This is a genomic window from Streptomyces sp. NPDC026672 (assembly GCF_040638185.1).
In the GTDB taxonomy this organism is placed as follows: Bacteria; Actinomycetota; Actinomycetes; order Streptomycetales; family Streptomycetaceae; genus Streptomyces.
In genome coordinates this window covers 18,855-44,532 of sequence record NZ_JBEZXS010000036.1, presented here as the reverse complement: position 1 = coordinate 44,532, position 25,678 = coordinate 18,855, and the positions used below count along the sequence as shown (strand labels likewise).

The window sequence follows — 25,678 nt, the reverse complement described above, 5'->3', positions numbered from 1 at the left end:
ACCGGTCTCATTTGACAGGAACCCCATGAGCGACACTTCCCCCTACGGCTTCGAGCTAGTGCGGCGTGGGTACGACCGCGCTCAGGTGGACGAACGGATCTCCAAGCTCGTCTCCGACCGTGACAGCGCTCTCGCCCGCATCACCGCTCTGGAAAAGCGCATCGAGGAGCTCCACCTCGAGACGCAGAACGCCCAGGCCCAGGTAACCGACGCCGAGCCGTCGTACGCCGGCCTCGGCGCGCGTGTCGAGAAGATCCTCCGCCTCGCCGAGGAGGAGGCGAAGGACCTGCGCGAGGAGGCCCGGCGCGCGGCCGAGCAGCACCGCGAGCTCGCCGAGTCGGCGGCCCAGCAGGTCCGCAACGACGCCGAGTCGTTCGCCTCGGAGCGCAAGGCGAAGGCCGAGGACGAGGGCGTCCGGATCGTCGACAAGGCGAAGAGCGAAGCGCAGCAGCTGCGCGCCGACGCCCAGAAGGACGCGCAGTCCAAGCGTGAGGAGGCCGACGCCCTCTTCGAGGAGACCCGCGCCAAGGCCGCCCAGGCCGCCGCGGACTTCGAGACGAACCTGGCCAAGCGCCGCGAGCAGTCCGAGCGCGACCTGGCCTCGCGTCAGCAGAAGGCCGAGAAGCGCCTCGCCGAGATCGAGCACCGCGCCGAGCAGCTGCGCCTGGAGGCCGAGAAGCTGCGCACCGACGCCGAGCGCCGTGCCCGCCAGACGGTCGAGACCGCGCAGCGCCAGGCCGAGGACATCGTGGCCGACGCCAACGCGAAGGCCGACCGGATCCGTTCGGAATCCGAGCGCGAGCTGGCCGCCCTCACCAACCGTCGCGACAGCATCAACGCCCAGCTGACGAACGTCCGCGAGATGCTCGCCACCCTCACGGGCGCCGCGGTCGCCGCCGCCAGCTCCCCGGCCGAGGACGAGCCGATCTCCCGCGGCGTCCCGGCCCAGCAGTCCCGGTAACGCCCGTCGTACACCGGCTGAACATCTGTGGAGCCCTCTGTCACTCCGGTGGCAGGGGGCTTCGCGGCGTTTTAGCGTGTCGGCATGATCGAGCTGGCAGGGCTGACGAAGCGCTACGGCGACAAGGTCGCGGTGGACGGTCTGACGTTCACCGTGCGGCCGGGCATCGTCACGGGGTTCCTCGGACCGAACGGCGCCGGCAAGTCCACGACGATGCGGATGATCCTGGGCCTCGACCGTCCCACCACCGGTGACGTCCGCATCGACGGCAAGCACTACGACCAGTTGAAGGACCCGCTGACGTACATCGGCGCCCTGCTCGACGCGAAGGCGACGCACGGCGGGCGCAGCGCCTTCAACCACCTGCTGTGTCTGGCGCAGAGCAACGGCATCCCCACGAGCCGAGTCCACGAGGTGCTGGACACCGTGGGTCTGACGGCCGTGGCCCGCAAGAAGGCCAAGGGGTTCTCGCTCGGCATGGGCCAGCGCCTGGGAATCGCGGGCGCGCTGCTGGGCGACCCGCGCATCCTGATGTTCGACGAGCCGGTCAACGGGCTCGACCCCGAGGGCATCCACTGGATCCGCAACCTGATGAAGTCGCTGGCCGCGCAGGGGCGGACGGTCTTCGTCTCCTCGCACCTGATGAGCGAGATGGCGCTGACGGCCGATCACCTCGTGGTCATCGGGCAGGGCCGGCTGCTCGCGGACACCTCGATGGCCGAATTCATCCGGCAGAACTCGCGGGCGTACGTCCGTATCCGCTCCCCTCAGCGCGAACGGCTGCTGGACGTGCTGCACCAGGACGGGATCACCGTCGTCGAGGCCGGCGGCGGGGCCCTGGAGGTGGAGGGCGGCAAGGCGGAGCGGATCGGCGAGCTGGCCGCGCAGTACGGGATCGTGCTGCACGAGCTGAGCCCGCAGCAGGCCTCCCTGGAGGAGGCGTTCATGCAGCTCACGGCGGAGTCGGTGGAGTACCACGCGCACTCCGGCACCACCGCGCCCCGGCAGGACTGGGGCGCCGACTGGAAGGGGGCCTGAGCCATGGCGACCGCCCAGGTCATCAGGTCCGAGTGGACCAAGATCCGGTCCGTGGCGTCGACGGTGTGGACGCTGTCCCTGGCCGTGGTCGTGACCATCGCGCTGGGTGTGCTGATCTCCGCGCTGTCGAAGAACCAGTTCGACGGCATGCCACGACGGGAGCAGCTCTCCTTCGACCCGACGTTCGTGAGCTTCGCGGGCATGAGTCTCGGCCAGCTCGCGATGATCGTGTTCGGGGTGCTGGTCGTCTCGAACGAGTACAGCACCGGCATGATCCGCACCTCGCTGGCGGCCGTGCCGCGCCGGGGCACCTTCCTGTTCAGCAAGATCGCGGTGGCCGCGGTGCTCTCGCTGGTCGTCGGGCTGGCCACCGGCTTCGCGGCGTTCACCCTCGGACAGACGATGCTCGGCTCGCACCGGGCGCAGCTCGGCGACCCGGGGGTGCTGCGGGCGGTGCTGGGCGGCGGGCTCTACATGATGCTCATCGCGATGTTCTCGATGGGCGTCGCCGTGATGCTGCGCTCGCCGATGCTGTCGCTGGGCATCCTGATGCCGTTCTTCTTCCTGATCTCCAACATCCTCGGCAACGTCGACGCGACGAAGAAGATCGGCCGCTACCTGCCGGACCAGGCGGGCAGCCGCATCATGCAGGTGGTGCCGAGGATCGACGACGACACGCCGTACGGCCCGTGGGGCGGCCTCGGCATCATGGGGCTGTGGGTGGTCGCGGCGCTCGTGGGGGGTTACGTGCTGCTGAAACGGCGTGACGCGTAGTGGTCCCCGCGCTTTGCCCTCCCTTGGGCGGAACCGTCAGCGCCCCGATATCCTCCTAACCCTTACGGGGGCGTGTGCCCCGCTGTCCTGAACCTTCGATGGGTGCGGAGCATGATCGAGGCTGTCGGCCTGACCAAGCGCTACGGCGACAAGACCGCCGTGTACAACCTTTCCTTCCAGGTACGACCCGGAGCAGTCACCGGCTTCCTCGGGCCCAACGGCTCGGGAAAGTCGACGACCATGCGCATGATCCTGGGTCTGGACAACCCCACCGCGGGCACGGTGACGATCGGCGGCTACCCGTACCGGAAGCTGCCGAACGCGCCGCGCCAGGTGGGCGCGCTGCTCGACGCCAAGGCCGTGCACGGCGGCCGGCACGCCCGCAACCATCTGCTGAGCCTGGCCCAGCTGTCGGGCATCCCGGCCCGGCGGGTGGACGAGGTGCTCGGCGTGGTGGGCCTCCAGGACGTTGCCCGGCGGCGGTCCAAGGGGTTCTCGCTCGGCATGGGCCAGCGGCTCGGGATCGCGGCGGCACTGCTCGGCGATCCGCAGGTGCTGCTGTTCGACGAGCCGGTCAACGGGCTCGACCCCGAGGGCATCCTGTGGGTGCGCAACCTGATGAAGGCGCTGGCCGCGGAGGGGCGGACGGTCTTCGTCTCCTCGCACCTGATGAGCGAGATGGCGCTGACGGCGGACCACCTCATCGTGATCGGCCGCGGTCAGCTGATGGCCGACATGAGCGTGCGGGACTTCATTTCGGCCAACTCCGCGGACTTCGCCCGGGTGCGTACGCCGGAGACCGAGCCGCAGCTGCGGGAGAAGCTGACGTCCGTGCTGACCGAGGCGGGCGGGCACGTGCTGCCGGAGCAGGACGGGGGGCTGCGGGTGACGGGGCTCGCGCTGCCGCGCATCAGCGAGCTGGCGCACACGGCCGACGTACGGCTGTGGGAGCTGTCGCCGCACCAGGCGTCGCTGGAGGAGGCGTACATGCGGATGACGCAGGGCGCCGTGGACTACCGCTCGACGACGGACCAGAAGGCGGGCCTCCAGCAGCCGCTGCCGCCGGGCGCACAGCCCCCCATGCCGGTTCCCGGCCAGAACCAGCCCGGCTGGTACGCCCCACCACCTCCGCAGCCGCAGGGCCCCTACGCCGCCCCGGGCACCCCGAACCCGTACGCCACCCCGACGCCCGCGCCACCCACGCCACCGGGTCACCCGAACCCGTACGCACAGCCGAGCCCGGTGCCGCAGCCACAGCCCGCTCCCGGCCCGGCGACACCGTCCCACACGGGATCGGCCCCGGCGGCCCAGGCGCAGCCCGGCACCCCGTCGGCCCCGGCCACACCGTCCCCGTCCGGTGCGGCTCCCTCGGGGCAGCCGCGGCCCGCGGCCCCGCCGACGGCACCGCCCCCCGGGGCGGCCACGGCGGCGCAGCCCCAGCCCGGGCCGGCACCGGTGGCCCAGGCGGCCCCGGCCCAGCCCGCGCAGTCCCCCGTCGGGCAGGCGCAGCCTTCGTCGGCCCCGGCCGCGCAGGCGTCGGCGCCCGCCCAGCCCGCGCAAGCGCCGCGGGCACCGTTGTCGACCGAGTCCGAGGACGTCCGATGAGTACCCAGCACCCCATGCCGCCGCAGCCGGCCGCGCCCGGTGGGGCGCTCCCCGGGTACACCTCGCCGATCCCCGTCGTGCGCACCCACCTCGGGCACGCCGTCGCCTCCGAGTGGACGAAGATCAAGTCGGTGCGCTCGACGATGTGGACGCTGGGCGTCTTCGTCCTGCTCGTCGTCGGCATCGGCGTCCTCGCCGGCGCCATCGTCGCGAACTCCACCTCCGAGGTCACCGGCGACGAGAACGCCCTCGCGCTCGGCTTCTTCGGCCTCCTGCTCGGCAGCATCTGCATCATCACGCTCGGCGTCCTGACCACCGCCTCCGAGTACAGCACCGGCATGATCCGCACGACGATGACGGCCTGCCCCACCCGCGGACGCGTCCTCGCCGCGAAGTCCATCGTGTTCTTCCTGGTCGCCTTCGTGGTCACCCTCGCGGCCACCGCGCTCGTCGCCGTGACCCAGGTCGCGATGCTGGACGGCGTCGGCGCCCGCACGCCCACCTCAGGGGAGTGGCTGAAGGGCACCGTCGGCATCAGCTTCTACATCGCCCTGCTCGGCCTGCTCTCGCTCGTCATCGGCTCGGTCATCCGGCACTCCGCGGGCGCCATCACCATCATGATCGGCGCCGTGCTCGCCCCGCTGGTGATCGCGCTGTTCATGTTCTCCTCGTCCCTGGAGAAGGTGCGCGAGGCGCTGTTCGAGTACTCGATCCCGAACCAGCTGAGCGTCTTCTACTCCAACTCGCTGAGCCAGTCCGGCCCGTCGGGCTGGGACCCGCTGTGGATCATCCTCGGGGTGACGGCCGCCGCCTTCGCCGGCGCCTGGCTCCTCCTGGAGCGGCGGGACGTGTGAACCGCTGAACGGGAGCTAGAAACGAGGCGCGTTGCGGGACCGCTGCACCCGGGTGGTGCGGCGGTCCTTCGCGTTCCAGCACGCCTTGTGCCAGTGCCGCCGGTCGTCGACCCCCGCGTGCTCCGGCCAGGCCACCACGTGCGGAACGGCGGACGGGATCAGCTGGTCGCAGCCGGGGCACCGGTAGGTCTTGCCCTCCGCGCTCGCCCCCGCGACATGGCGCACGTTCCACGCCTCGCCCTGCCAGCTCTCCGTGGACTGCCAGCCGCCGTAGCGGCCCGTGCCGTCGTCCTCGGCGCTCCGGCCGGACGCGGTCGCGCCGTTCTGGCCTTTGGGTCGGTTGCGACGCGGGGACACGGGACACCTCACGGGGCTATACAGGATGCAGGGTCTGGATCCAGCCTACGCGGCGCACCCAGGGGTACGCGTAGGCCACCAACCCGTACAAGTCCCCCTCCACGGCAACTCATTCTCCAGACAATCCGCAAATCTCCTCGCCGGACCGTGTCCTCGGCACGTGTCGGAAGGTTATGCCCGTCGGGGGAGCTCCGGGTCGGAGCCAAGGAAGCAGGAAATGCGATGCGCGTAGGAAGTTTTGTGCTGGCGGCCCAGTTCCCGGGTCAGGGCCAGGGGGAGGCACTGCACCGGGCGGTGCGCTCGGCGGAGGTCGCCGAGGAGGCGGGGCTGGACGCGGTCTGGCTCGCGGAACACCACTTCGTGCCGTACGGCACCTGCCCGTCCGCGGTCACGCTGGCCGCGCTGCTGCTCGGCCGCACCCGCCGCATCCGGGTCGGCACGGCGGTCAGCGTGCTGCCCACCGCCCACCCGGTCGCCCTCGGCGAGCAGGCCGCGCTGCTGCACCTGACGAGCGGCGGGCGCTTCTCGCTGGGCGTGGGGCGCGGCGGCCCCTGGGTGGATCTGGAGGTCTTCGGCTCGGGCCTCGACGCGTACGAGCACGGCTTCCCGGAATCACTCGATCTGCTGGTGCGCTGGCTGCGCGAACCGGCCGTCTCGGCGTCCGGCGAGCGCTACGCGTTCCGTGAAGTCCCCGTCGTACCAAGGCCGTCGGAGGAGTTGGCGGAGGAGCCGGGGCCGGAGGTCGTCGTCGCCTGTACCTCTCCGGCCAGTGTGCGGCTCGCGGCCGAGCGGGGGCTGCCGATGCTGCTCGGGATGCACGTCGGGGACGAGGAGAAGGCCGAGATGGTCGCCCTGTGGCGGCGGCACGCCCGCGCGGCCGGACGGCCGGCGGACGACGTGCTCCGGGCGGCCCATGTCTCGGCGGGCGTCTGCCAGATCGCGGACCGGCGCACGGACGCGGTGGAGGCGCTGACGAAGGCGATGCCGGGCTGGCTGAAACAGGGCCTGGAGGCCCATGTGACGGTCGACGACCGCCCGCGCGCGATGCGCGACCCGCTCGCGTACACCGAACTGCTCTGCGGACTGCACCCCGTGGGCACGCCCCGGCTGTGTGCGGACCGGCTGACGGCGACGTCGGAGCGGACCGGCATCTCACGCTTCGCGCTGCTCGTCGAGGGCACGGGAGACCTGGCGGCGACGGAGGAGAACGTGCGCCGACTGGGCACCGAGGTACTCCCCCACCTTCGGTGACACCAGGCGACTCCCCCACCGCGCGGGAGGCTTGCCGCCCCGGTGCTCGACGCACCTCCCGCGTGCGGAGCGGCAAGCCTGCGGTTTCACTGCGTCAGCAGTCCCGCAGTTCCGGCGACTGGTTCAGCAGCTGGTTGCGCACCGAGGTGAAGCGGGCCAGCGTCTCGTCGACCGAGGCGTCCAGCGGGAACACCGCCACGCGGTGGCAGTTCTGGAAGGCCAGCCGCACACCGAAGTGCCGCTGGAGGGCGCCGCGGATCGCGTCGCTCGCGAGCGCGCGCAGCAGCTGACCGCGTGCGTGCTCGTCCGGCGGAGGCGTCTGGTTGTCGGCGAACGCTCCGCCGTCCACCTTCAGCTGGGCCACCAGGGAGCTGATCATCTCCCATGCGTAGGGCAGGGAGGTCCGGACGCAGTCGACGAAGTCAGCTTCGTCGACCTCGCCTCGCTCGGCCTGTTCGAGTAGGGCCGGTGAGACGTCGAGCGACATGGGTTCTCCTCTCGGACCCCCGAAACAGCAGGGGTTGGCGGACGGGTACGGGGGATCACGGAACCGGACACGCTGCGTACACGCACCGCGACCTCCCGTTCACTACGGTAGGCAACCGACCGTGACGACACCAGCAGAATGCGTACATGCGCCGGTCCCGTTGGGCACACAATCGGCCAGGGATGAACAAGAGTTTTCAGGAAAATAGGGCGGGTTCCGGAGGGGCGGGCGGGAACACCGCGGTGGGCCGGGGCGGCGGGAGGGTGGGCGAATCGCGTGCGCGGCGGGGTGTCGAGTAGCGTTGCCGACCATGCGTCTCGTCATCGCCCGGTGCTCCGTCGACTACGCCGGCCGGCTCACCGCCCATCTCCCCTCGGCCCCCCGTCTGATCCTGGTCAAGGCGGACGGGAGCGTCTCGATCCACGCGGACGACCGGGCCTACAAGCCCCTCAACTGGATGTCGCCGCCCTGCACGCTGAAGGAGGGGGCCGGTGAGGAGGAGGGCGTGTGGACCGTCGTCAACAAGGCGGGTGAGAAGCTCATCATCACGATGGAGGAGGTCCTGCACGACTCCTCGCACGAACTCGGGGTGGATCCCGGCCTGATCAAGGACGGCGTGGAAGCGCACCTCCAGGAACTGCTCGCCGACCGCATCGAGACCCTCGGCGAGGGCTACACGCTGATCCGGCGCGAGTACATGACGGCGATCGGGCCGGTCGACATCCTGTGCCGGGACGCGGCCGGGCAGACGGTGGCCATCGAGATCAAGCGCCGCGGTGAGATCGACGGGGTGGAGCAACTCACCCGCTACCTGGAGCTGTTGAACCGCGACCCCCATCTGGCGCCGGTCCGCGGCATCTTCGCGGCCCAGGAGATCAAGCCCCAGGCCCGAGTCCTCGCCACGGACCGGGGCATCGGCTGCCAGATCCTCGACTACGACGCCCTGAGAGGCATCGAAGACGACAAACTCCGCCTCTTCTGATCCCCTGGGGGCACTGACCGGGCGACGGGGGTCCTGGGGGCACTGACCGGGCGACGGGGGTCCTGGGGGCACTGACCGGGCGACGGGGGGCCGCCCGGGCCCGCGCCCAGCAACCTGCCCCTCCCCCGACCCCAACCCCAGCCCCCTCCCACCCCGCCGCGACGGCGCTCGGCCGGTACGGCGGGGGTCGGCGGTGGACGACAAACTCCCCCTCTTCTGATCCCCGCCGCGACGGCGCTCGGCCGGCGCGGCGGTGGTCGGCGGTGCCGGGCCGGGCCGCGGGGGGCCGGCAGCCGGGGGTCAGATCACCGTGTTGGTCGGGGTGGCCGTGGTCGAACCCGCGGACGCGGAGGCGCTCGTCGCGGGGCCGCTCGCCGAGTTGGACGTGGCCGGCGAGGACGGCGTCTCCGACGTGGGCGAGTCGGACGGAGATGCGCTGGGGGAAGACGGGCTGCCCGACGGTGGCTCGTCCGAAGGGGACTGCGTCGGCGGCTTCGACGTCGGCGGCCTGCCCGAAGGGGACGTGGTTGGTTTGCCCGGGGTGTTGCCCCTCGGGCTCGTCGTGCCGCTCGGGGCGTCCGACGGGTGGTCGGGTTCCGCCGGCGGTGTCGGGTCGTCCGACGTGCCGAACGTGCCGTCGGGCCCCGGATCCGTCGGCCGGCTGGTCGCCGTACCGGTGTCGCCCTTGTCGTCCTTCTTCGTCGTGTCCACCGAGTCGCCCCCGTCGTCGGCCCCCTGGCTCACGGACGGATTGACGTTCAGGTTCTCCGACGGCGTGTGGTCGGCGCTGTCGTGGGACGTCATCCCGAGCCCCACCACCGTGCCGAGCACCGCGACGAGCAGCGCACCGGACCCGGCCGCCACGAGATTGCGCCGCGCGGCCCGCCGTATGCCCCCGCCCCCGCCACCGACCCCGCCCTGCGGCTTCACCACGGCGACCCGGCGGCTCACCAGGGTGTCCCCGACCGGCGTACCCCCGGCCGGCGAGGCCGACTCGTCCTGGTGGGCGTCCGGCACCTCCTCCCCCGCCGTCGCCCCGAACCCGGGCAGGTCCCCCGCCCGGTCGCCGACCAGCGCGAGCGCGCGGCGCCCCGCGACCGTCCCCCGCTTGTCGGCGAGCGCGCCCCGCAGCCCGATCGACGCCTCCAGCTCCGCGCGGGCCCGGTCGAGCTGCCCCTCGCAGAGCGCGAGTATCCCCAACTCATGGTGGAAGTAGACCTGTTCGGCCACATCCCCGGCCAGCTGCGCGGCCTCCGCACCGGCCCGCAGCGCCCGCTCCCACGCGCTCCAGCGCAGCCCGGCGGCAAAGGCGGGCGCGGCGGCGCGGGCGAGCAGTACGGCGGGGCTCTCCCCCTCCTCGACCGGTCCGGTCAGCGGCACCAGGGCGCCCAGCGCGGCGAGGACGGCCTCGGCCTCGGCGGACACCCTCTCGGGCGTGACGGAGGGGTGCCCGGCCCACCAGGTGTAGTGCTGGGCGGCCGTGAGGGCCCGGTCGGCGAGGTCGTCGGCGTACCCGGCGGCCTCCAGCTGCGTGAGGACTCCGGCGGCGAGCCGGTAGCGGGCGCCGACCGGCGAGACCAGCCCGCAGGCGGCGAGTTCGCCGAGGGCGGCGTCCGCGTGGGTGTCGCCGACGAGCGCGGGCAGATGCGCCTGGTGCGGGACCTCGCCGCCGAGGGCGACGGCGAACCGCAGGGTGGCGCGCGCGGAGGCGCTGAGCCGGGCGGCGAGCAGCGGCGCGGGCGCGGCGGCCTCGCCGAGCGACGGCAGCGGCACCTCCTCGCCGTCCACGGCGTCGAAGGCCGCGTCGGCGGGGATCTCGTCCTGGAAGACGCCGAACTCGTCCACCGCGCCGCGGCTGACCCGCAGTTGGTCGCGCTGGCGCAGCAGGGCACCGGCCTGGACGAACCGGAGGGGCAGCCCCTCGGACTCGAACCAGAGGTCCCCGGCCCAGTTGGACTCCTCCTCGGTGAGGACCCGCCCGGCGGCCCGCTCCAGCAGGTCGATGCCGGCGGCGCGCTCCAGTCCGTCGAGGACGACCTCCTCCACGCCGGAGTCGGCGGCCGGTGCCGGGACGTCGGGGGTGGCGCCGAACAGGAAGGCGCACTCGGGGGTCGCGTCGAGCAGTTCGTCGAGGGCGGCGCCGCCGAACTCCAGGTCGTCGAGGACGACGACGGCTCCGATCTCACGGACGAGGCCGAGCAGTTCGTCATGGTCCGGGCGGTGCTGGGGCGCCCGGTGGACGGCGTGGAAGAGGTCGCGCAGGACGTCGTCGACGGTGTGGCGGAAGCCGCTGAGGCGGACCACGCCGTCGGGGGCGAGGTCGGAGCAGTCGTCGGCGACGAGGTCGAGCAGGGCGGTGCGGCCGGCCCCCGAGGGTCCGGTGAGGCGGACGGAGCGTCCACGGGCCAGCAGCCGTACCAGCTGCTCGCGGTCGTCCTGGCGCTCCAGGAGCGGCAGCGCGGGCTGTGCGGGGCCGGGCGGCACGGGCGGGCGGGCCGCGCGGTCGGCGTCGACGCGGTCGGCCTCGGTGAGCTTCTCGGGCCGGCCCGGACGTTCGGCGGGCGGGCAGGGTTCTATCTCGCTGCCGTCGACGGGGTTGACGGTCAGCAGGAACTCGCCGGAGACGACCTGCACGGTACGGACGACCGCGGGCGTGCTCGGGGCGAAGTCGGGTGCGAGGGAGTCCCTGGGCGGGCGCTGGCGCGGCATGCCGCCGTCACCGTCGTGGCCGTGGTCCTCGGGTCCCCGGTTGATCGGGTCCATAGGTGCAAGCCCCCCAAAAGCGTCGTGTGCCCGTTCACCGGCCCCTCCCGGCCTGCTGCACACCGCGCTGTCGCTTCCGGTCCGGTCCCGCCAGAGGGTCTTGAGGAAGCGGGCGACCGAACCCTAAACCTTCGCACAGTATCTCCGACAGTCCGGGGTACCGCGCCGTCCGAGACGTCACGGTCTCGTGAGGATTGCCTGCGACGTGCGGTTCGACGACGTGTATCCGGGTCTCCCCCGGCCCTCGTCGGGCGCTGCCGTCACACGCGCGGCAGGGACTCGACCCCGATGCCGCCCTCGATGGCCAGGATGCGGTGCAGCCGGGTGGCGACGAGCAGCCGTTGCATCTGCGGGGGTACGCCGCGCAGCACCAGGCGTCGGCCGCAGCGGCCGGCCCGCCGGTGGGCCCCCATGATCACCCCCAGTCCTGTGGCGTCCCAGGAGTCGAGTGCGGACAGGTCGAGCACCAGGTCGCCGGCACCGTCGTCGACGGCCGAGTGCAGGACCGTACGGGCGTCCGCCGCGCTGCGGACGTCGAGGCGGCCCCCGACGACCAGCTCGGCGTGGTCGCCCCTGATGAACATATGAGCTCCCCGTGAGTGCGTATGCGTACTCCGTGTTCCCCGTTGATGCCACCTGTGACTGCGTGGGGCACCACGAGGTTGCCGTCCGTGAGCGAACCGGTACCGAATTCACCCCCTGGAGTGAAACTCCCGAGGACAGCACGGTGCCGGCGGCCGGACAGGACCGAAGATCAGTAGGTGTAGAAGCCCTGCCCGCTCTTGCGACCGATGTCACCGGCGTCAACCATCCGGCGCATCAGCTCCGGCGGGGCGAACTTCTCGTCCTGCGACTCGGTGTAGATGTTGCCGGTGGCGTGCAGCAGGATGTCGACGCCGGTGAGGTCCGCGGTGGCGAGCGGGCCCATGGCGTGGCCGAAGCCCAGCTTGCAGGCGAGGTCGATGTCCTCGGCGCTGGCGACGCCCGACTCGTAGAGCTTGGTCGCCTCCACGACGAGCGCGGAGATGAGGCGGGTGGTCACGAACCCGGCGACGTCGCGGTTGACGACGATGCAGGTCTTGCCGACGGACTCGGCGAACTCCCGCGCGGTGGCGAGGGTTTCGTCGCTGGTCTTGTAGCCGCGGACGAGTTCGACGAGCTGCATCATCGGGACCGGCGAGAAGAAGTGGACACCGACGACGCGTTCGGGACGGTCCGTGGCCGCCGCGATCTTGGTGATCGGGATGGCGGAGGTGTTGGAGGCGAGCACGGTGTCCTCGCGCACGAGCTTGTCGAGCGTGCGGAAGATCTCGTGCTTGACCTCCAGCTTCTCGAAGACGGCCTCGACGACGACGTCGGCGTCCGCGGCGGCGTCGAGGTCGGTGGTCGTGGTGATACGGGCGAGGGCGGCCTCGGCGTCGTGCGCCTCCAGCTTGCCCTTGCTCACGAACCTGTCGTACGAGGACTTGATGGCGTCGGTGCCGCGTGCCAGGGCCTCGTCGGTGACGTCGCGCAGGACGACGTCCCAGCCCGCCTGGGCGGAGACCTGAGCGATGCCGGACCCCATGAGGCCGGCCCCGATGACCGCGAGCTTCCGTGCCACTGTGCGACTCCCCTTTGAAACGCTCACACGCTGTTCATGTATGTCACTCGCGGACACTAGCGCTCGTGGACGGCCGTGTAAGCGGTTAGTAACGCGTGTCACGTCTCACGCCGTGAGACACCTGTCACGCCGTCCTCCCGGGCCGCGGGCGGCACGTCACTAGGCTGGGGCCATGGTCAATCTGACGCGTATCTATACGAGGACCGGGGACAAGGGCACCACGAACCTCGGGGACATGAGCCGGGTGCCCAAGACCGACGCGCGGATCGCCGCGTACGCCGACGCCAACGAGGCGAACGCGGTGATCGGGACGGCGATCGCGCTGGGCGCGCTGGACGAGGACGTCGTCGAGGTGCTCACCCGGGTGCAGAACGACCTGTTCGACGTCGGCGCGGACCTGTCGACGCCCGTCACGCGGACACCGCCCGGCGAGAAGGACCCGGTGCCGGCGCTGCGCGTCGAGCAGTTCTACGTCGACCGGCTGGAGGCCGACTGCGACCGGTTCAACGAGCGCCTGGAGAAGCTGCGTTCGTTCATCCTCCCCGGGGGCACCCCGGGCGCGGCCCTGCTGCACCAGGCGTGCACGGTCACCCGCCGCGCCGAGCGCTCCACCTGGGCGGCGCTCGAGGTGCACGGCGAGACCATGAACCCGCTCACCGCGACCTATCTCAACCGGCTGTCGGACCTGTTGTTCATCCTGGCCCGCGCGGCGAACGGGAAGACCGGCGACGTCCTGTGGGTGCCGGGCGGCGAACGCTAGGACACGGCACGGCCAAGGGGGCGTGTCGATGGAGGAGTTGGGGATCTAGCAGGACAACCGGGCACTGGTCCAGACCTATTGACCTATGGTCCAGACCTTTCTATTCTCGCCGCACTGCGGGTGTGAAGGCTCAGTCATGCCCCGACCCCCCGCCGAGGGCCCGCGTGAGCGCGCCGGAGGCACATAACGAAGAGGAGGCGCAGCATGCGCTTCAGACACAGAGCGGCGGCAGGGTTCGCCACCCTGCTGCTCCCCCTCGCCGGCCTGGTCGGCCTCGCGGGCCCGGCGCAGGCCGCCGGCAGCGCGACCGCCACCTATGTCAAGGCCCAGGACTGGGGCTCCGGCTTCGAGGGCCGATGGACCGTCAAGAACACGGGTACCGCGGCGATCAGCTCCTGGACCGTCGAGTGGGACTTCCCCTCCGGCACCTCCGTCACCTCCGCCTGGGACGCCGACGTCACCTCCGCCGGCACCCACTGGACCGCCAAGAACAAGTCGTACAACGGCACCATCGCCCCCGGTGCGACCGTCACCTTCGGCTTCAACGGCGCGGGCTCCGGCTCCCCCACCAACTGCAAGCTCAACGGCGGCAGTTGTGACGGCGGCGGCACCGTACCCGGCGACGCGGCCCCCTCCGCGCCGGGCACCCCGACCGCCTCCAACGTCACCGACACCTCCGTGCGGCTCTCCTGGTCGGCCGCCACCGACGACAAGGGCGTCAAGAACTACGACGTGCTGCGCGGCGGCACCACGGTCGCCACGGTGACGACCACCTCGTACACCGACAGCGGGCTGAGCGCCGGCACCGACTACTCGTACACCGTGCGCGCCCGCGACACCGCCGACCAGACCGGCCCGGTCAGCGGCGCGGTCTCCGTGCGCACCACCGGCGGCGGCACCACTCCCCCGCCCACCGGCGGCAGCAAGGTCAAGCTCGGCTACCTCACCGAGTGGGGCACCTACGAGCGCAACTACCAGGTCAAGAACCTGGTGACCTCCGGTTCCGCCGCGAAGATCACGCACATCAACTACGCCTTCGGCAACGTCACCGGCGGCAAGTGCGTGATCGGCGACTCCTACGCCGACTACGACAAGGCGTTCACCGCCGACCAGTCGGTCAGCGGCGTCGCGGACACCTGGGACCAGCCGCTGCGCGGCAACTTCAACCAGCTGCGCCAGCTCAAGGCCAAGTACCCGAACATCAAGGTGCTGTGGTCCTTCGGCGGCTGGACCTGGTCGGGCGGCTTCGGCCAGGCCGCACAGAACCCCGCCGCCTTCGCGCAGTCCTGCTACGACCTGGTCGAGGACCCGCGCTGGGCCGATGTCTTCGACGGCATCGACATCGACTGGGAGTACCCGAACGCCTGCGGCCTGAGCTGCGACACCAGCGGTGCCGCGGCCTACAAGAACCTGATGTCCGCGCTGCGGGCCAAGTTCGGCGCCAACTACCTGGTCACCGCCGCCACCACGGCCGACGGCACCAGCGGCGGCAAGATCGACGCCGCGGACTACGCCGGGGCCGCGCAGTACGTCAACTGGTACAACGTCATGACGTACGACTTCTTCGGCGCGTTCGACGCGGACGGCCCGACCGCTCCGCACTCCCCGCTGACCACGTACAACGGCATCCCGACGCCCGGCTTCACCACGGCCGACGCCATCGCCAAGTTCAAGTCGAAGGGCGTGCCCGCGAACAAGCTGCTCATCGGCATCGGCTTCTACGGCCGCGGCTGGACCGGTGTGACGCAGGACGCGCCCGGCGGCTCGGCCACGGGTCCGGCGCCGAGCACCCCCGAGGCCGGCATCGCCGACTACAAGGTGCTCAAGACGTCCTGCCCGGTCACCGGGACCATCGCGGGCACGGCGTACGCGCACTGCGGCAACAACTGGTGGTCCTACGACACCCCGTCGACGATCATCGGCAAGATGAGCTGGGCCAAGAGCCAGGGGCTCGGCGGCGCGTTCTTCTGGGAGTTCAGCGGTGACACCGACAACGGCGAACTGGTGAGCGCCATCAACAGCGGTCTCCAGTAGACGGCAGCGGATCACCCAGCACCGAGCGACGTTGACACTCCCCCGGACCTCGTCCGGGGGAGACCCCCGGTCAGCGAGTGAATGTGGCTACGCCACATTCACTCGCTGACCGGGCGGGGCCGCTTCGAGCCACGCGAGGAAACCGGTCAGCGCGTCCTCGCTCATCGCGAGTTCGAGGCGCGTGCCCCGGTGGACGCAGGCCAGGATGACGGCGTCGGAGAGCAGCGCCAGCTCCTCCTCGCCCTCGGGGACACGCCGGCCGGCCACCTCGATCGCCGAGCGTTCCAGGACGCGGCGCGGGCGGGGGGCGTAGGAGAAGACGCGGTACCACTCGATGCGGTCGCCGTTGTAGCGGGCCACGCCGTAGCTCCAGCCCTTGCCGCCGGTGTCCGGCTTCTCGGGCACGTCCCAGCGCAGCGAACAGTCGAAGGTCCCGCCCGAACGCTGGATCAGTCTGCGCCGCAGCCCGAACAGGAACAGTCCCACCACCACGAGCGCGACCACGATCCCGCAGACAGTCAGAGCGAGGACCATCGGCACCGACCTCCTCGTCTCCTAGGTAATGGAACGTAAAAAAGACCCACATCTGCCTCAGCCGCGGCCGGGTACCGGAAATGATCCGGTACCCGGCCGCGGCTGAGTGACGTCGTCACACGGCTCCCCCAGAGCCTAGAGGGCCCCGGGGTCGCCCACGGTCAGCGCGCCGTCGCCGCCCGCAGGCGAACGTCCGCGCGGCGCTCGGCGGAGGCGTCGGCCTCCGACTTCGCGCGCTCGAGCGCCCGCTCCGCGCGCTGGATGTCGATCTCGTCCGACAGCTCGGCGATCTCGGCCAGCAGCGACAGCTTGTTGTCCGCGAAGGAGATGAAACCGCCGTGCACCGCGGCGACGACCGTTCCACCTTCACTCGTACGGATGGTCACCGGGCCCGACTCCAGCACACCGAGCAGCGGCTGGTGACCGGGCATGACGCCGATGTCGCCGGACGTGGTGCGCGCGACGACCAGGGTGGCCTCGCCGGACCAGACCTGGCGGTCGGCGGCGACCAGCTCGACGTGCAGCTCAGCAGCCAAGGGTGGCTCCTCGGGTCACCACCCGGCGGTAGTGCCGGGTGTTGGGGTCAATTCTATGGGGCGTGAGAGAGGGGGCGGGACGTGCCCCGCCCCCTCCGGTGAGCACGGGGCTCAGGAGACGCCCAGCTCCTTGGCGTTGGCCTTGAGGTCCTCGATGCCACCGCACAGGAAGAACGCCTGCTCCGGGAAGTGGTCGTACTCGCCGTCGATGATCGCGTTGAACGCGGCGATCGACTCGTCCAGCGGCACGTCCGACCCGTCGACGCCGGTGAACTGCTTGGCGACGTGGGTGTTCTGGGACAGGAAGCGCTCCACGCGACGGGCCCGGTGGACGACGAGCTTGTCCTCTTCGCCCAGCTCGTCGATACCGAGGATCGCGATGATGTCCTGGAGGTCCTTGTACTTCTGGAGGACCGTCTTCACGCGCATGGCGGTGTTGTAGTGGTCCGCCGCGATGTAGCGCGGGTCCAGGATGCGGGACGTGGAGTCCAGCGGGTCCACGGCCGGGTAGATGCCCTTCTCGGAGATCGGACGGGAGAGCACCGTCGTCGCGTCGAGGTGGGCGAAGGTGGTGGCCGGGGCCGGGTCGGTCAGGTCGTCCGCGGGGACGTAGATCGCCTGCATCGAGGTGATCGAGTGACCGCGGGTCGAGGTGATGCGCTCCTGGAGGAGACCCATCTCGTCGGCCAGGTTCGGCTGGTAACCCACCGCGGACGGCATACGGCCGAGCAGCGTGGAGACCTCGGAACCGGCCTGGGTGAAGCGGAAGATGTTGTCGATGAAGAACAGCACGTCCTGCTTCTGGACGTCACGGAAGTACTCGGCCATGGTGAGGCCGGCCAGCGCGACGCGCAGACGGGTGCCCGGGGGCTCGTCCATCTGGCCGAAGACCAGGGCGGTCTTGTCGATGACGCCCGAGTCCGCCATCTCCTCGATGAGGTCGTTGCCCTCACGGGTGCGCTCGCCGACACCGGCGAACACGGAGACACCGTCGTGGTTGTTGGCGACGCGGTAGATCATCTCCTGGATGAGCACCGTCTTGCCGACACCGGCACCGCCGAACAGGCCGATCTTGCCGCCCTTGACGTACGGGGTCAGCAGGTCGATGACCTTGACGCCGGTCTCGAACATCTCGGTCTTCGACTCGAGCTCGTCGAAGTTGGGGGCCTTGCGGTGGATGGACCAGCGCTCACCCTCGTACTGCTCGTCGACGTTGAGCACGTCACCGAGGGTGTTGAAGACCTTGCCCTTGGTGAAGTCGCCGACCGGGACGGTGATGCCGTCGCCGGTGTCGGTGACCGGGGCCTGGCGGACCAGACCGTCGGTGGGCTGCATGGAGATGGTGCGGACCAGGCCGTCACCCAGGTGCTGGGCGACCTCCAGGGTCAGCGTCTTCTTCTCGCCCTCGTTCGCCGGGTCGGCGACCTCGACGTGCAGGGCGTTGTAGATGTCCGGCATCGCGTCGACGGGGAACTCCACGTCGACGACCGGGCCGATGACCCGGGCGACGCGGCCCGTGGCCGTCGCGGTCTCAACAGTGGTGGTCATTAGCGGTCACTCCCCGCGGTCGCGTCGGCCAGGGCGCTCGCGCCACCGACGATCTCGCTGATTTCCTGGGTGATTTCGGCCTGGCGGGCCGCGTTGGCAAGACGGGAGAGCGTGTTGATCAGCTCACCCGCGTTGTCGGTGGCCGACTTCATCGCGCGCCGCGTGGCGGCGTGCTTCGAAGCCGCCGACTGGAGCAGCGCGTTGTAGATCCGGCTCTCCACGTACCGCGGCAGCAGGGCGTCGAGGACGTCCTCCGCCGACGGCTCGAAGTCGTACAGCGGGAGGATCTCGTCGCCCTTGGCTGCGCGCTCCTCCGCGACCTCTTCGAGGCTGAGCGGCAGCAGCCGGGCGCCGAGCGCCGTCTGCGTCATCATCGACACGAACTCGGTGTAGACGATGTGGAGTTCATCCACCCCGCCCTCCGCCGTCTCCGTCTCGATGGCCTCGATCAGCGGCGCCGCGACCTTCTTGGCGTCCGCGTACGAGGGCTCGTCGGTGAAGCCCGCCCACGACTCCACGACCTTGCGCTCGCGGAAGTTGTAGTGGGCCAGACCGCGGCGGCCGACGATGTAGGTGTCGACCTCCTTGCCCTCCGCCTCGAGGCGCGCCGTCAGCTGCTCGGCGGCCTTGATGGCGTTGGAGTTGAAGGCGCCGGCCAGACCGCGGTCGCTCGTGAGGAGCAGGACCGCGGAACGGGTGGGCGTCTCCGCCTCGGTGGTCAGCGGGTGCTTGGTGTTCGACCCCGTGCCGACCGCCGTGACCGCGCGGGTGAGCTCGGTCGCGTACGGCGTGGAGGCCCGCACCTTGCGCTGCGCCTTGACCACACGTGAGGCGGCGATCATCTCCATCGCCTTGGTGATCTTCTTGGTCGCGGTGACGGATCGGATGCGACGCTTGTAGACCCGGAGCTGGGCTCCCATGAGTCAGGTCCCTTCCTTACGTCACTTGGCCGCGGCCGGGGCGTCCTCGCCGAGGAGCTTGCCGTCCGAGGTCTCGAACTGCTTCTTGAAGTCGGTGATCGCGTCGGCGACGGCGGTGAGGGTGTCGTCCGACATCTTGCCGCCCTCCTTGATGGAGGTCATGAGGCCCTGCTCCTTGCGGTGCAGGTACTCGAGGAGCTCCTTCTCGAAGCGGCGGATGTCGGAGACCGGGACGTCGTCCATCTTGCCGGTGGTACCGGCCCACACGGAGACGACCTGGTCCTCGGTCGGCATCGGCTGGTACTGAGCCTGCTTGAGCAGCTCGACCAGTCGCTGACCACGCTCCAGCTGCGACTTCGACGCGGCGTCCAGGTCGGAACCGAAGGCGGCGAACGCCTCCAGCTCGCGGTACTGGGCCAGGTCCAGACGGAGGCGGCCGGAGACCTGCTTCATCGCCTTGTGCTGCGCGGAACCGCCGACTCGGGAGACGGAGATACCGACGTTCAGCGCGGGGCGCTGACCGGCGTTGAACAGGTCCGACTCCAGGAAGCACTGGCCGTCGGTGATGGAGATGACGTTGGTCGGGATGAACGCCGAGACGTCGTTGGCCTTGGTCTCGACGATCGGCAGACCGGTCATCGAACCGGCGCCCATGTCGTCGGAGAGCTTGGCGCAGCGCTCCAGCAGACGGGAGTGCAGGTAGAAGACGTCACCCGGGTAGGCCTCGCGGCCCGGCGGGCGGCGCAGCAGCAGGGAGACGGCGCGGTAGGCGTCGGCCTGCTTCGAGAGGTCGTCGAAGATGATGAGGACGTGCTTGCCGTCGTACATCCAGTGCTGGCCGATGGCCGAACCGGTGTACGGCGCCAGGTACTTGAAGCCGGCCGGGTCGGACGCCGGGGCGGCGACGATGGTCGTGTACTCCAGCGCGCCGGCCTCTTCGAGGGCGCCACGCACGGAGGCGATGGTCGAGCCCTTCTGGCCGATGGCGACGTAGACGCAGCGGACCTGCTTCTTCGGGTCGCCCGAGCGCCAGTTGTCGCGCTGGTTGATGATCGTGTCGACGGCCAGGGCGGTCTTGCCCGTCTGGCGGTCGCCGATGATCAGCTGACGCTGGCCGCGGCCGACCGGGGTCATCGCGTCGACGGCCTTGTAGCCGGTCTCCATCGGCTCGTGCACCGACTTGCGGGCCATGACGCCGGGAGCCTGGAGCTCCAGGGCGCGGCGGCCGGACGTCTCGATCTCGCCGAGGCCGTCGATGGGGTTGCCGAGCGGGTCGACGACGCGGCCGAGGTAGCCCTCGCCCACCGCGACGGAGAGGACCTCACCGGTGCGCGTGACCGGCTGACCCTCCTCGATGCCACTGAACTCACCGAGGACGATGGCGCCGATCTCGCGCTCTTCCAGGTTGAGCGCGAGGCCGAGGGTGCCGTCCTCGAACTTCAGCAGTTCGTTGGCCATGGCCGAGGGAAGACCCTCGACCTTCGCGATGCCGTCGCCGGCAAGGGTGACCGTACCGACCTCCTCGCGCGAGGCCGCGTCCGGCTTGTACGACTGGACGAAGTTCTCCAGCGCGTCCCGGATCTCCTCCGGCCGGATCGTGAGCTCCGCCATCTGGGTTCCCTGCTCTCCTTGTTGGGCCCGAAGTTTCACTTGGGGGGTATTCCACGAGTCGGGGACTCCCCCCAATAAGAGGTGAATCCTCTGCACGGCCCAACCAGGGCCGTCATCAGTTCGTACTGCGTGTGTTGAGTTGCTGCTAGCTCGCCATGCGGCGGGCGGCGTCCTCGAGCCGGTCCGCGAGGGAGCCGTTGATGACCTCGTCACCGACCTGCACCCGGATCCCGCCGACGACCTCGGGGTCGACGTCGAGGTTGAGGTGCATCGTGTGCCCGTAGAGCTTCGCCAGGGCGGCGCCCAGGCGCTGCTTCTGCGTGTCACTCAGCGGCACCGCCGAGGTGACGACGGCGACGACGCGGTTGCGACGGTCGGCGGCGAGCTTGGACAGGGACTCGAGTCCCGCCTCCAGGCTACGTCCCCGCGGCGCGGTCACAAGGCGCGTCACCAGACGCTCGGTGGTCCGGGTGGCCCGGCCGCCGCCGAGCAGTCGGCCGATCAGCTCGGCCTTGGCCGACCGGGCGGCCGTGCGGTCGGTGAGCGCGGCGCGCAGCTCGGTGTTCGAGGCGACGATCCGGCCGAAGCGGAACAGCTCGTCCTCGACCCCGTCGAGCCGACCCGTCCGCTGGGCGGCCGTGAGGTCCGCCACGTCGGCGAGCTCCTCCAGCACGTCCACCAGGTCACGGGGCTGCGACCAGCGGGAACGCACCAGACCCGCGACCAGGTCGACGGTGTTGCCGCCGACCTGCCCGCCGAGCAGGCGCCCGACGAGCTCGGCCTTGGCGTCACCGGACTGCGCCGGGTCGGTCAGGACCCGACGCAGCGACACCTCGCGGTCGAGCACCGCGGTGACGGCCGCCAGCTCGTCGGCGAGCTGCGCCGCGTCCACGGACGTGAGGTCCGTCAGCGCGTCGAGACGCTCCCGACCGGCAGCCAGTCCCTCGCGGCTCGCTCCGTGCATACCCGTCATCGGGATGCCTCGGCCTTCTCCTCGAGCTCGTCGAGGAAGCGGTCGATGACACGGCTCTGGCGGGCGTGGTCCTCCAGGGACTCACCGACGAGCTTGCCGGCCAGTTCGGTGGCGAGCTTGCCGACGTCCTGGCGCAGCGCGGACGCGGCGGCCTTGCGGTCGGCCTCGATCTGCGTGTGACCGGCGGCGACGATCTCCTCACGCTGCCGCTGGCCCTCGGCGCGCATCTCGGAGATGAGCGTGGCGCCCTGCTCCTGCGCCTCCTGGCGCAGGCGCGCGGCCTCGTGACGGGCCTCGGCGAGCTGAGCCTTGTACTGCTCCAGCACGCTCTGGGCCTCGGTCTGCGCGGCCTCGGCCTTCTCGATACCGCCCTCGATGGCCTCGCGCCGCTGCTCCAGAACCTTGTTGATGTTCGGGAGGAGCTTCCAGGCGAGGAAGCCGAAGACGATGACGAAGGCGAGCAGGCCGATGACAAGCTCGGGGATCGGCGGGACGAGGGGGTTCTCCGTCTCCTCGGCCGCCAGAATGAGCAGCTGGCTCATGTCAGTGCCTTTCGTCTAGGGGGCTGTCGCTGATCGGGGCGATCAGGTGCCGTAGACGAACGGCATGACCAGGCCGATGAGGGCGAGCGCCTCACAGAAGGCGAAGCCGAGGATCTGGTTGGCGCGGATCAGGCCGGCCGCCTCGGGCTGGCGGGCCAGGGCCTGGGTGCCGTTGCCGAAGATGATGCCGACGCCGACGCCGGGGCCGATCGCGGCAAGGCCGTAACCGATGGAACCGAGCGAGCCGGAGACGGCGGCAAGGGTCTGGGACATGCCAGTTCTTCCTTCTTCTTTACGGACCGGTGGGGGTTGGCCACCGGACGAATTCAGGGGTGGGGGTCGGGAAGCTCAGTGGTGCTCGGCCAGGGCACCCTGGATGTAGGTGCACGTCAGCAGGACGAAGACGTACGCCTGAAGAGCCTGGATGAAGAGCTCGAACGCCGTCATCACGATGGTCATGAGGAAGCTGACGCCGGCGTAGGCGATGCCGATGCCGTTCAGCAGGTACCAGCTGGCGATCGTGAAGAGGAGCAGCAGGGTGTGGCCGGCGAACATGTTGGCGAACAGTCGCACCGCGTGGGTGAAGGGCCGCACCAGCAGGTTCGAGAAGAACTCGATCAGCATGGCGAGCGGCAGCACCGCGCCCAGCGACTTGTCGTAGCCGGTGACGTTCTTGAAGAAGCCGACGAAACCGTGCCGCTTGAAGGTCAGGGAGACCCACAGGACGTAGACGATCAGAGCCAGGACGAGCGGGTACGAGATGATCGACGTCACCGGGAACTGGGCGAGCGGGACGACCGACCAGAGGTTCATCATCCAGATGAAGAAGAACAGCGAGACGACCAGCGGAACGTACTTCTCGCCCTCCTTCTTTCCGATCGTCTCGTACACGACGCCGCGCCGGATGAAGTCGTAGCCGGTCTCGGCGACCATCTGGAGCTTGCCGGGGACGACCTTCGGCTTGCGGAAGGCGGCCCAGAAGAACCCGATGATGATGACCGAGCCGAGCAGGGCCAGCAGCATCGTCTTGTTGAAGTACAGGTTGCTGTCCGCGTCGCCCCAGAGGGGCTCGAACAGGAACGAGTGCAGGCCCGGAGCGGGGAAGCCACAGCCGTCGAAGATGTGGCAGTCGGTCTCGAAGGCGAGCACCTGCGTCGGGTCAGCACTCACCGCGGGCTCCTTCAGCGTGGCGCATGGGTACGGCAACCTCGTTGTGTCGGCGCGGCGCACGGCCGCGGGTCGGCACCGGACTGGTGTGACGGATGTGGGGGCGGCTGGGGGGCATCTCGCCTCGCGATTGAGCAGGCGTCAGCTCGGATGCCCGCGCCCGCGATGCCGCAGTTGGCACCGGACGATAGCAGGAGATCTCAGACGTCTTTATCCCGGGCCTACCTCTCACGACGAGTGCCCCGACTTTTCGGGCCTCGCGCCCGTCGAGGAGGAGGTCGATTCCGGTTCGACGTAGAGGATCTTGGCCTTCATGTGAGCACGCGTCTGCGCGGCGATCCAGGCGAGGGTGCCGGCGACGAGCGTGAGCGCGAAGGCCTTGGGATCGAACAGCGTGGTGTTCTTGAAGGCCGCGACGAAGACGAACAGCAGCAGGATCTGCGCCGCGTAGAGCATGAGACCCATGGCCTGGAAGAGGTGCGGGAGCGTCGCCGCCGTGCGCTGGAGCACATAGAGGCCGAGACCCATGAAGAGGATCACGATCAGCGTCGCGACGACCGCCCCGGTCGCTCCCTTGCCGCCCGCGACCACCGCGGCGACGACGGCGGCGAGCGCGCCGACGGCAGCCGTGGGCACGGCGGCCTGGGCCAGGATCCGGACGTCATTGGACGGCATGGCGGCAACTCCGCTTTTCACAGGGGGCAGGGTGTCGTCATGGACGAGCGTAGTCCCGGTCTGAGTGTTGGAGACCTCACGCCAAGGGACCGTCGCATCACGGTCCTTCGGCTCTATCCGGGGTTCTCGTGAACCGTATCACAAACTATTTGATGAGGTCTTTACCTGCTAGGTGTGCTCGGTGTCACACGTGAGAGTGATGCTGCGCGTTTGTGCAAAATCCGGGCCAACATGTCTGGTATTGGGGGTCTTTACTCCCCCACGACTTGGCAATGCTCTAGTCAGATTCTTACCTTGCCGCGATCAACGGGGTGTTCCCGCCCGGCGTCGGTCGAGGAACCGCGAGCGGCCTCCGATGGCGGTCGACCCGTTCAGTCCTGCCGCACCAGCGGTGACCGGAGTGCGCGGTTCGTCCTCAATGTCCGCGTCGCACTCCTCGGTTGGAGTGGACTCGACGACCTCCACCGTCCGGCGCCGCCGGTAGCGCGGCGGCACGAAGCTCTCGGCCCAGCGCGGCGCACGCGGGGTGAAGCGCGGCAGCAGGAGCAGCACCAGACCGATCGCGCTCAGCAGCACGACACCGAGCACGATCCACATGGACGCGGAGTTCACGGAGTAGCCGAGGGCGCCGAAGGCGATCAGCGCCGACCAGAAGTACATGATCAGCACGGCCCGGCTGTGCGAGTGGCCGATCTCCAGGAGCCGGTGGTGCAGGTGCCCGCGGTCGGCGGCGAACGGCGACTGACCGCGCCAGGTGCGGCGCACGATGGCGAGCACGAGGTCCGCGGCCGGCACGGCGATGATCGTCAGCGGCAGCAGCAGCGGGATGTACACGGGCACCGTCTGGTGCACCGCCGCCTTCTCGGACCCGGCGTACAGGTTCAGCGCGTCCGGGTCGACCTGACCCGTGATGGAGATGGCGCCGGCCGCGAGCACCAGGCCGATCAGCATGGAGCCGGAGTCGCCCATGAAGATCCGCGCGGGGTGCATGTTGTGCGGCAGGAAGCCCAGGCACATGCCCATGAGGATCGCCGCGAACAGGGTGGCCGGGGCGGCGGCCTCGATGCCGTACGAGTACCAGATCCGGTACGAGTACAGGAAGAACGCGGTCGCGGCGATGCACACCATGCCGGCGGCGAGGCCGTCGAGGCCGTCCACGAAGTTCACCGCGTTGATGGTGACGACCACGAGCGCGACGGTCAGCAGCGTGCCCTGCCACTGGGTCAGCGCCACGTTGCCGACGCCCGGGACGGGCAGCCACAGGATCGTCAGACCCTGCATGACCATGACGCCCGCGGCGATCATCTGGCCGCCCAGCTTGATCAGGGCGTCGATCTCGAACTTGTCGTCCAGGACGCCGATCAGCCAGATCAGCGCGGCCCCGGACAGCAGCGCCCGCGGCTCGTTGGACTTGGCGAAGACCTCGTTGAGGTTGGTGAGGTGGTCCGCGACCAGCAGCCCCGCGCACAGCCCGAAGAACATGGCGATCCCGCCGAGGCGCGGAGTGGGCTCCCGGTGCACGTCACGTGCCCGGATCTCCGGCATGGCTCCCGCCACGATCGCGAACTTCCGTACCGGCCCTGTCAGCAGATACGTCACCGCGGCCGTGATGCAGAGCGTCAGCAGGTATTCACGCACGGGCTTCCCCACAGGTCTCGCTGGCCATCACAGCCCCACACCCTAGCGACGGACGCATATGTGTG

Annotated in this window: 25 protein-coding genes; 9 read left to right on the top strand and 16 right to left on the bottom strand. The window is 70.2% G+C overall.

Going from position 1 to position 25,678, the window contains the following annotated elements; translation table 11 throughout:
• The first annotated feature begins 25 nt into the window (after window positions 1–25).
• The 5 genes from AB0F77_RS32390 to AB0F77_RS32370 all read left to right on the top strand — a co-directional run bounded on the left by AB0F77_RS32390 (window position 26) and on the right by AB0F77_RS32370 (window position 5,232).
• On the top strand, window positions 26–961 hold the full coding sequence (locus AB0F77_RS32390; RefSeq protein ID WP_361955242.1) for a cellulose-binding protein: 936 nt from the start codon (window positions 26–28) through the stop codon (window positions 959–961).
• Window positions 962–1,045: 84 nt separating this feature from the next.
• Window positions 1,046–1,999 (top strand): ABC transporter ATP-binding protein, encoded by a 954-nt coding sequence (locus AB0F77_RS32385; RefSeq protein WP_361955241.1) that lies wholly within the window; start codon window positions 1,046–1,048, stop codon window positions 1,997–1,999.
• Window positions 2,000–2,002: 3 nt separating this feature from the next.
• Entirely contained in the window at window positions 2,003–2,773 is a 771-nt protein-coding gene (locus AB0F77_RS32380) for an ABC transporter permease (RefSeq protein ID WP_361955240.1), read from the top strand.
• Between the two features lie 111 nt (window positions 2,774–2,884).
• Window positions 2,885–4,378, top strand: a complete 1,494-nt coding sequence (locus AB0F77_RS32375; RefSeq protein WP_361955239.1) for an ABC transporter ATP-binding protein — start codon at window positions 2,885–2,887, stop codon at window positions 4,376–4,378.
• Window positions 4,375–5,232 (top strand): ABC transporter permease, encoded by an 858-nt coding sequence (locus AB0F77_RS32370; protein ID WP_361955238.1) that lies wholly within the window; start codon window positions 4,375–4,377, stop codon window positions 5,230–5,232. The genes AB0F77_RS32375 and AB0F77_RS32370 overlap by 4 nt, the downstream gene beginning before the upstream one ends.
• A gap of 15 nt (window positions 5,233–5,247) precedes the next feature.
• On the opposite strand, the gene AB0F77_RS32365 is transcribed toward AB0F77_RS32370, so the two are convergent.
• Entirely contained in the window at window positions 5,248–5,589 is a 342-nt protein-coding gene (locus AB0F77_RS32365) for an ATP/GTP-binding protein (RefSeq protein ID WP_361955237.1), read from the bottom strand.
• 222 nt (window positions 5,590–5,811) lie between these two features.
• Here AB0F77_RS32365 and AB0F77_RS32360 point away from each other — a divergent pair, with 222 nt between their 5' ends.
• On the top strand, window positions 5,812–6,840 hold the full coding sequence (locus tag AB0F77_RS32360) for an LLM class flavin-dependent oxidoreductase (protein ID WP_361955236.1): 1,029 nt from the start codon (window positions 5,812–5,814) through the stop codon (window positions 6,838–6,840).
• Between the two features lie 94 nt (window positions 6,841–6,934).
• Here the strand turns inward: AB0F77_RS32360 and AB0F77_RS32355 are convergent, their stop codons facing one another.
• A complete protein-coding gene (locus tag AB0F77_RS32355; RefSeq protein WP_361955235.1) occupies window positions 6,935–7,327 on the bottom strand; it encodes an SCO5389 family protein in 393 nt (130 codons plus the stop codon).
• A gap of 310 nt (window positions 7,328–7,637) precedes the next feature.
• On the opposite strand from AB0F77_RS32355, the gene nucS reads away from it, so the two are divergent.
• The gene (nucS, locus tag AB0F77_RS32350) at window positions 7,638–8,309 is read left to right on the top strand and encodes an endonuclease NucS (protein WP_361955234.1); all 672 of its coding nucleotides are present in this window, start codon (window positions 7,638–7,640) and stop codon (window positions 8,307–8,309) included.
• A gap of 300 nt (window positions 8,310–8,609) precedes the next feature.
• Here the strand turns inward: nucS and AB0F77_RS32345 are convergent, their stop codons facing one another.
• From AB0F77_RS32345 to AB0F77_RS32335, 3 genes are all read right to left on the bottom strand, one after another.
• Window positions 8,610–11,072: an ATP-binding protein gene (locus AB0F77_RS32345; protein WP_361955233.1), complete on the bottom strand. Its 2,463-nt coding sequence runs from the start codon at window positions 11,070–11,072 to the stop codon at window positions 8,610–8,612.
• A gap of 260 nt (window positions 11,073–11,332) precedes the next feature.
• Entirely contained in the window at window positions 11,333–11,656 is a 324-nt protein-coding gene (locus AB0F77_RS32340; RefSeq protein ID WP_361955232.1) for an STAS domain-containing protein, read from the bottom strand.
• A gap of 170 nt (window positions 11,657–11,826) precedes the next feature.
• Entirely contained in the window at window positions 11,827–12,675 is an 849-nt protein-coding gene (locus AB0F77_RS32335) for a 3-hydroxyacyl-CoA dehydrogenase family protein (protein ID WP_361955231.1), read from the bottom strand.
• Window positions 12,676–12,847: 172 nt separating this feature from the next.
• On the opposite strand from AB0F77_RS32335, the gene AB0F77_RS32330 reads away from it, so the two are divergent.
• Together AB0F77_RS32330 and AB0F77_RS32325 are read left to right on the top strand one after the other, a co-directional pair.
• Window positions 12,848–13,435, top strand: coding sequence for a cob(I)yrinic acid a,c-diamide adenosyltransferase (locus tag AB0F77_RS32330; RefSeq protein WP_361955230.1), 588 nt, complete (start codon window positions 12,848–12,850; stop codon window positions 13,433–13,435).
• A 204-nt stretch (window positions 13,436–13,639) separates the two neighbouring features.
• Window positions 13,640–15,469: a glycoside hydrolase family 18 chitinase gene (locus tag AB0F77_RS32325; protein WP_361955229.1), complete on the top strand. Its 1,830-nt coding sequence runs from the start codon at window positions 13,640–13,642 to the stop codon at window positions 15,467–15,469.
• 87 nt (window positions 15,470–15,556) lie between these two features.
• Here AB0F77_RS32325 and AB0F77_RS32320 read toward each other — a convergent pair whose 3' ends face one another.
• The 11 genes from AB0F77_RS32320 to AB0F77_RS32270 all read right to left on the bottom strand — a co-directional run bounded on the left by AB0F77_RS32320 (window position 15,557) and on the right by AB0F77_RS32270 (window position 25,613).
• Window positions 15,557–16,003 carry a DUF2550 domain-containing protein gene (locus AB0F77_RS32320; protein ID WP_361955228.1) on the bottom strand — a complete coding sequence of 149 codons (447 nt, stop codon included), beginning with the start codon at window positions 16,001–16,003 and terminating at the stop codon, window positions 15,557–15,559.
• Window positions 16,004–16,164: 161 nt separating this feature from the next.
• Entirely contained in the window at window positions 16,165–16,539 is a 375-nt protein-coding gene (locus AB0F77_RS32315; RefSeq protein WP_361955227.1) for a F0F1 ATP synthase subunit epsilon, read from the bottom strand.
• A 111-nt stretch (window positions 16,540–16,650) separates the two neighbouring features.
• On the bottom strand, window positions 16,651–18,087 hold the full coding sequence (atpD, locus tag AB0F77_RS32310; protein WP_361955226.1) for a F0F1 ATP synthase subunit beta: 1,437 nt from the start codon (window positions 18,085–18,087) through the stop codon (window positions 16,651–16,653).
• The gene (locus AB0F77_RS32305) at window positions 18,087–19,007 is read right to left on the bottom strand and encodes a F0F1 ATP synthase subunit gamma (protein WP_361955225.1); all 921 of its coding nucleotides are present in this window, start codon (window positions 19,005–19,007) and stop codon (window positions 18,087–18,089) included. The genes atpD and AB0F77_RS32305 overlap by 1 nt, the downstream gene beginning before the upstream one ends.
• 21 nt (window positions 19,008–19,028) lie before the next feature.
• On the bottom strand, window positions 19,029–20,618 hold the full coding sequence (gene atpA, locus AB0F77_RS32300) for a F0F1 ATP synthase subunit alpha (RefSeq protein WP_361955224.1): 1,590 nt from the start codon (window positions 20,616–20,618) through the stop codon (window positions 19,029–19,031).
• A gap of 145 nt (window positions 20,619–20,763) precedes the next feature.
• Complete coding sequence (locus AB0F77_RS32295; RefSeq protein WP_361955279.1) at window positions 20,764–21,582, bottom strand: F0F1 ATP synthase subunit delta; 819 nt, start codon at window positions 21,580–21,582, stop codon at window positions 20,764–20,766.
• Window positions 21,583–21,587: 5 nt separating this feature from the next.
• Window positions 21,588–22,133 carry a F0F1 ATP synthase subunit B gene (locus tag AB0F77_RS32290; protein ID WP_361955223.1) on the bottom strand — a complete coding sequence of 182 codons (546 nt, stop codon included), beginning with the start codon at window positions 22,131–22,133 and terminating at the stop codon, window positions 21,588–21,590.
• A 42-nt stretch (window positions 22,134–22,175) separates the two neighbouring features.
• The gene (atpE, locus tag AB0F77_RS32285; protein ID WP_028804225.1) at window positions 22,176–22,406 is read right to left on the bottom strand and encodes an ATP synthase F0 subunit C; all 231 of its coding nucleotides are present in this window, start codon (window positions 22,404–22,406) and stop codon (window positions 22,176–22,178) included.
• A gap of 75 nt (window positions 22,407–22,481) precedes the next feature.
• Window positions 22,482–23,303, bottom strand: a complete 822-nt coding sequence (gene atpB, locus AB0F77_RS32280; RefSeq protein WP_361955222.1) for a F0F1 ATP synthase subunit A — start codon at window positions 23,301–23,303, stop codon at window positions 22,482–22,484.
• 225 nt (window positions 23,304–23,528) lie between these two features.
• Window positions 23,529–23,975 (bottom strand): hypothetical protein, encoded by a 447-nt coding sequence (locus AB0F77_RS32275; RefSeq protein ID WP_361955221.1) that lies wholly within the window; start codon window positions 23,973–23,975, stop codon window positions 23,529–23,531.
• Between the two features lie 303 nt (window positions 23,976–24,278).
• Window positions 24,279–25,613: an MraY family glycosyltransferase gene (locus AB0F77_RS32270; RefSeq protein WP_361955220.1), complete on the bottom strand. Its 1,335-nt coding sequence runs from the start codon at window positions 25,611–25,613 to the stop codon at window positions 24,279–24,281.
• Window positions 25,614–25,678 lie beyond the last annotated feature (65 nt).

Bases quoted from the DNA above. Each gene is read 5' to 3' on its own strand.
- AB0F77_RS32390 (WP_361955242.1), top strand. From the start codon at position 26: ATGAGCGACACTTCCCCCTACGGCTTCGAGCTAGTGCGGCGTGGGTAC.
- AB0F77_RS32385 (WP_361955241.1), top strand. From the start codon at position 1,046: ATGATCGAGCTGGCAGGGCTGACGAAGCGCTACGGCGACAAGGTCGCG.
- AB0F77_RS32380 (WP_361955240.1), top strand. From the start codon at position 2,003: ATGGCGACCGCCCAGGTCATCAGGTCCGAGTGGACCAAGATCCGGTCC.
- AB0F77_RS32375 (WP_361955239.1), top strand. From the start codon at position 2,885: ATGATCGAGGCTGTCGGCCTGACCAAGCGCTACGGCGACAAGACCGCC.
- AB0F77_RS32370 (WP_361955238.1), top strand. From the start codon at position 4,375: ATGAGTACCCAGCACCCCATGCCGCCGCAGCCGGCCGCGCCCGGTGGG.
- AB0F77_RS32360 (WP_361955236.1), top strand. From the start codon at position 5,812: ATGCGCGTAGGAAGTTTTGTGCTGGCGGCCCAGTTCCCGGGTCAGGGC.
- AB0F77_RS32355 (WP_361955235.1), bottom strand. From the start codon at position 7,327: ATGTCGCTCGACGTCTCACCGGCCCTACTCGAACAGGCCGAGCGAGGC.
- nucS (WP_361955234.1), top strand. From the start codon at position 7,638: ATGCGTCTCGTCATCGCCCGGTGCTCCGTCGACTACGCCGGCCGGCTC.
- AB0F77_RS32345 (WP_361955233.1), bottom strand. From the start codon at position 11,072: ATGGACCCGATCAACCGGGGACCCGAGGACCACGGCCACGACGGTGAC.
- AB0F77_RS32340 (WP_361955232.1), bottom strand. From the start codon at position 11,656: ATGTTCATCAGGGGCGACCACGCCGAGCTGGTCGTCGGGGGCCGCCTC.
- AB0F77_RS32330 (WP_361955230.1), top strand. From the start codon at position 12,848: ATGGTCAATCTGACGCGTATCTATACGAGGACCGGGGACAAGGGCACC.
- AB0F77_RS32325 (WP_361955229.1), top strand. From the start codon at position 13,640: ATGCGCTTCAGACACAGAGCGGCGGCAGGGTTCGCCACCCTGCTGCTC.
- AB0F77_RS32320 (WP_361955228.1), bottom strand. From the start codon at position 16,003: ATGGTCCTCGCTCTGACTGTCTGCGGGATCGTGGTCGCGCTCGTGGTG.
- atpD (WP_361955226.1), bottom strand. From the start codon at position 18,087: ATGACCACCACTGTTGAGACCGCGACGGCCACGGGCCGCGTCGCCCGG.
- AB0F77_RS32305 (WP_361955225.1), bottom strand. From the start codon at position 19,007: ATGGGAGCCCAGCTCCGGGTCTACAAGCGTCGCATCCGATCCGTCACC.
- atpA (WP_361955224.1), bottom strand. From the start codon at position 20,618: ATGGCGGAGCTCACGATCCGGCCGGAGGAGATCCGGGACGCGCTGGAG.
- AB0F77_RS32295 (WP_361955279.1), bottom strand. From the start codon at position 21,582: ATGCACGGAGCGAGCCGCGAGGGACTGGCTGCCGGTCGGGAGCGTCTC.
- AB0F77_RS32290 (WP_361955223.1), bottom strand. From the start codon at position 22,133: ATGAGCCAGCTGCTCATTCTGGCGGCCGAGGAGACGGAGAACCCCCTC.
- atpE (WP_028804225.1), bottom strand. From the start codon at position 22,406: ATGTCCCAGACCCTTGCCGCCGTCTCCGGCTCGCTCGGTTCCATCGGT.
- AB0F77_RS32275 (WP_361955221.1), bottom strand. From the start codon at position 23,975: ATGCCGTCCAATGACGTCCGGATCCTGGCCCAGGCCGCCGTGCCCACG.